4 protein-coding genes and 1 pseudogene are annotated in these 3,869 nt (G+C 56.1%); 4 read left to right on the forward strand and 1 reads right to left on the reverse strand.

Features of this window, described 5'->3' with window-relative positions; all coding sequences use genetic code 11:
* Positions 1-75: 75 nt before the first annotated feature.
* Positions 76-393, reverse strand: a pseudogene (intI1, locus tag PV766_RS23920) (class 1 integron integrase IntI1); the annotation flags it as partial.
* 145 nt (positions 394-538) lie between these two features.
* Between intI1 and PV766_RS23925 the strand changes: the two are divergent.
* The 4 genes from PV766_RS23925 (at position 539) to PV766_RS23940 (ending at position 3,347) form a co-directional block, all read left to right on the forward strand.
* Complete coding sequence (locus PV766_RS23925; protein ID WP_010991842.1) at positions 539-1,375, forward strand: ANT(3'')-Ia family aminoglycoside nucleotidyltransferase AadA9; 837 nt, start codon at positions 539-541, stop codon at positions 1,373-1,375.
* Positions 1,376-1,538: 163 nt separating this feature from the next.
* Positions 1,539-1,886, forward strand: a complete 348-nt coding sequence (locus PV766_RS23930; protein ID WP_000679427.1) for a quaternary ammonium compound efflux SMR transporter QacE delta 1 — start codon at positions 1,539-1,541, stop codon at positions 1,884-1,886.
* Positions 1,880-2,719: a sulfonamide-resistant dihydropteroate synthase Sul1 gene (gene sul1 / locus PV766_RS23935; protein ID WP_000259031.1), complete on the forward strand. Its 840-nt coding sequence runs from the start codon at positions 1,880-1,882 to the stop codon at positions 2,717-2,719. Before PV766_RS23930 ends, sul1 begins: the two co-directional genes overlap by 7 nt.
* Positions 2,720-2,846: 127 nt before the next feature.
* Entirely contained in the window at positions 2,847-3,347 is a 501-nt protein-coding gene (locus tag PV766_RS23940) for a GNAT family N-acetyltransferase (protein WP_000376623.1), read from the forward strand.
* The last annotated feature ends 522 nt before the right edge of the window (positions 3,348-3,869 follow it).

Consider the following 3,869-nt stretch of genomic DNA (forward strand, 5'->3'; position numbering starts at 1 on the left):
ACTTGAAATCCGTCATCGTTCCGTCCGTCCAATCTCCGCCAAGCATGCTCAAGCTTCACGATTTTTGCAACAGAGCCTTCCGATCTCCTGAAGCCAGGGCAGATCCGTGCACAGCACCTTGCCGTAGAAGAACAGCAAGGCCGCCAATGCCTGACGATGCGTGGAGACCGAAACCTTGCGCTCGTTCGCCAGCCAGGACAGAAATGCCTCGACTTCGCTGCTGCCCAAGGTTGCCGGGTGACGCACACCGTGGAAACGGATGAAGGCACGAACCCAGTGGACATAAGCCTGTTCGGTTCGTAAGCTATAATGCAAGTAGCGTATGCGCTCACGCAACTGGTCCAGAACCTTGACCGAACGCAGCGGTGGTAACGGTGCAGTGCTGGTTTTCATGGCTTGTTATGACTGTTTTTTTGTACAGTCTATGCCTCGGGCATCCAAGCAGCAAGCGCGTTACGCCGTGGGTCGATGTTTGATGTTATGGAGCAGCAACGATGTTACGCAGCAGGGCAGTCGCCCTAAAACAAAGTTAGACATGATGAGCAACTCTATACACACCGGAATCTCAAGACAGCTTTCACAGGCACGCGATGTAATTAAACGCCATTTGGCATCAACGCTGAAAGCCATACACTTGTATGGTTCTGCAATTGATGGTGGCCTCAAACCATATAGCGACATTGATCTGCTGGTTACCGTGGATGCACGCTTGGATGAAGCTACCAGACGCTCCCTGATGCTCGATTTCTTGAATATCTCGGCACCACCATGCGAAAGCTCAATACTCCGGCCGCTAGAGGTAACTGTTGTTGCATGCAACGAAGTAGTGCCTTGGCGTTATCCGGCACGACGAGAACTGCAGTTCGGGGAGTGGCTGCGGGAGGATATTCTTGAAGGTGTCTTCGAGCCAGCCGCCTTGGACGCCGACCTTGCAATTCTAATAACGAAAGCTAGGCAACACAGCATCGCTTTAGTAGGTCCAGTGGCTCAAAAAGTCTTCATGCCGGTGCCAGAGCATGACTTTCTCCAGGTGCTTTCCGATACCCTTAAGCTGTGGAATACTCATGAGGATTGGGAAAATGAGGAGCGGAACATCGTACTCACGTTAGCTCGGATCTGGTATAGCACTGAAACTGGAGGAATCGTCCCCAAGGATGTGGCCGCCGAATGGGTTTTAGAGCGCTTGCCAGCTGAGCATAAGCCAATACTGGTTGAGGCGCGGCAAGCCTATCTTGGGCTTTGCAAGGATAGTCTTGCTTTGCGTGCAGATGAGACTTCGGCGTTCATTGGCTATGCAAAGTCTGCGGTCGCTGATTTGCTCGAAAAGCGAAAATCTCAAACTTCGCATATTTGCGATGGCGCCAAGAACGTCTAACGTCTAACTATTCATTTAAGCCGAAGCCGCTTCGCGGCTCGGCTTAATTCAGGCGTTAGATGCACTAAGCACATAATTGCTCACAGCCAAACTATCAGGTCAAGTCTGCTTTTATTATTTTTAAGCGTGCATAATAAGCCCTACACAAATTGGGAGATATATCATGAAAGGCTGGCTTTTTCTTGTTATCGCAATAGTTGGCGAAGTAATCGCAACATCCGCATTAAAATCTAGCGAGGGCTTTACTAAGCTTGCCCCTTCCGCCGTTGTCATAATCGGTTATGGCATCGCATTTTATTTTCTTTCTCTGGTTCTGAAATCCATCCCTGTCGGTGTTGCTTATGCAGTCTGGTCGGGACTCGGCGTCGTCATAATTACAGCCATTGCCTGGTTGCTTCATGGGCAAAAGCTTGATGCGTGGGGCTTTGTAGGTATGGGGCTCATAATTGCTGCCTTTTTGCTCGCCCGATCCCCATCGTGGAAGTCGCTGCGGAGGCCGACGCCATGGTGACGGTGTTCGGCATTCTGAATCTCACCGAGGACTCCTTCTTCGATGAGAGCCGGCGGCTAGACCCCGCCGGCGCTGTCACCGCGGCGATCGAAATGCTGCGAGTCGGATCAGACGTCGTGGATGTCGGACCGGCCGCCAGCCATCCGGACGCGAGGCCTGTATCGCCGGCCGATGAGATCAGACGTATTGCGCCGCTCTTAGACGCCCTGTCCGATCAGATGCACCGTGTTTCAATCGACAGCTTCCAACCGGAAACCCAGCGCTATGCGCTCAAGCGCGGCGTGGGCTACCTGAACGATATCCAAGGATTTCCTGACCCTGCGCTCTATCCCGATATTGCTGAGGCGGACTGCAGGCTGGTGGTTATGCACTCAGCGCAGCGGGATGGCATCGCCACCCGCACCGGTCACCTTCGACCCGAAGACGCGCTCGACGAGATTGTGCGGTTCTTCGAGGCGCGGGTTTCCGCCTTGCGACGGAGCGGGGTCGCTGCCGACCGGCTCATCCTCGATCCGGGGATGGGATTTTTCTTGAGCCCCGCACCGGAAACATCGCTGCACGTGCTGTCGAACCTTCAAAAGCTGAAGTCGGCGTTGGGGCTTCCGCTATTGGTCTCGGTGTCGCGGAAATCCTTCTTGGGCGCCACCGTTGGCCTTCCTGTAAAGGATCTGGGTCCAGCGAGCCTTGCGGCGGAACTTCACGCGATCGGCAATGGCGCTGACTACGTCCGCACCCACGCGCCTGGAGATCTGCGAAGCGCAATCACCTTCTCGGAAACCCTCGCGAAATTTCGCAGTCGCGACGCCAGAGACCGAGGGTTAGATCATGCCTAGCATTCACCTTCCGGCCGCCCGCTAGCGGACCCTGGTCAGGTTCCGCGAAGGTGGGCGCAGACATGCTGGGCTCGTCAGGATCAAACTGCACTATGAGGCGGCGGTTCATACCGCGCCAGGGGAGCGAATGGACAGCGAGGAGCCTCCGAACGTTCGGGTCGCCTGCTCGGGTGATATCGACGAGGTTGTGCGGCTGATGCACGACGCTGCGGCGTGGATGTCCGCCAAGGGAACGCCCGCCTGGGACGTCGCGCGGATCGACCGGACATTCGCGGAGACCTTCGTCCTGAGATCCGAGCTCCTAGTCGCGAGTTGCAGCGACGGCATCGTCGGCTGTTGCACCTTGTCGGCCGAGGATCCCGAGTTCTGGCCCGACGCCCTCAAGGGGGAGGCCGCATATCTGCACAAGCTCGCGGTGCGACGGACACATGCGGGCCGGGGTGTCAGCTCCGCGCTGATCGAGGCTTGCCGCCATGCCGCGCGAACGCAGGGGTGCGCCAAGCTGCGGCTCGACTGCCACCCGAACCTGCGTGGCCTATACGAGCGGCTCGGATTCACCCACGTCGACACTTTCAATCCCGGCTGGGATCCAACCTTCATCGCAGAACGCCTAGAACTCGAAATCTAACGTCCGTTCGGGCATCGAGGTCCATGTCGGGGTGGGACGGGCCCGTGGCTTCAAGATCACTTGCAGTCCGACCGCGATGTCTTGGTTGCGCGAGAGGTTGTCGATATCCTCCACTTCCATCATCAACCCTGGATAATGCCGCCGCCGTCATCGCCGCCGACGCCCGTGCCGGGCTTTTCGGGCCTGTCAGGCTTGCTCGGCCTTCAGCCTGCCTGGGCGAGATCTCCGGCGGACGGATTAACGGCGGAGCTTCGCCGCCTTTCGTGCGTGTGAAGGCCGAAGATAGTTCTCTCAAAAACATCCGTTTATGAGAGATACCAAATGTCATTTTCAGAAGACGACTGCACCAGTTGATTGGGCGTAATGGCTGTTGTGCAGCCAGCTCCTGACAGTTCAATATCAGAAGTGATCTGCACCAATCTCGACTATGCTCAATACTCGTGTGGGCTCTGTTGCAAAAATCGTGAAGCTTGAGCATGCTTGGCGGAGATTGGACGGACGGAACGATGACGGATTTCAAGT

Origin of the sequence: Rhodococcus sp. As11 (assembly GCF_048957735.1) — a bacterium.
Lineage (GTDB): Bacteria > Actinomycetota > Actinomycetes > Mycobacteriales > Mycobacteriaceae > Rhodococcus > Rhodococcus gordoniae.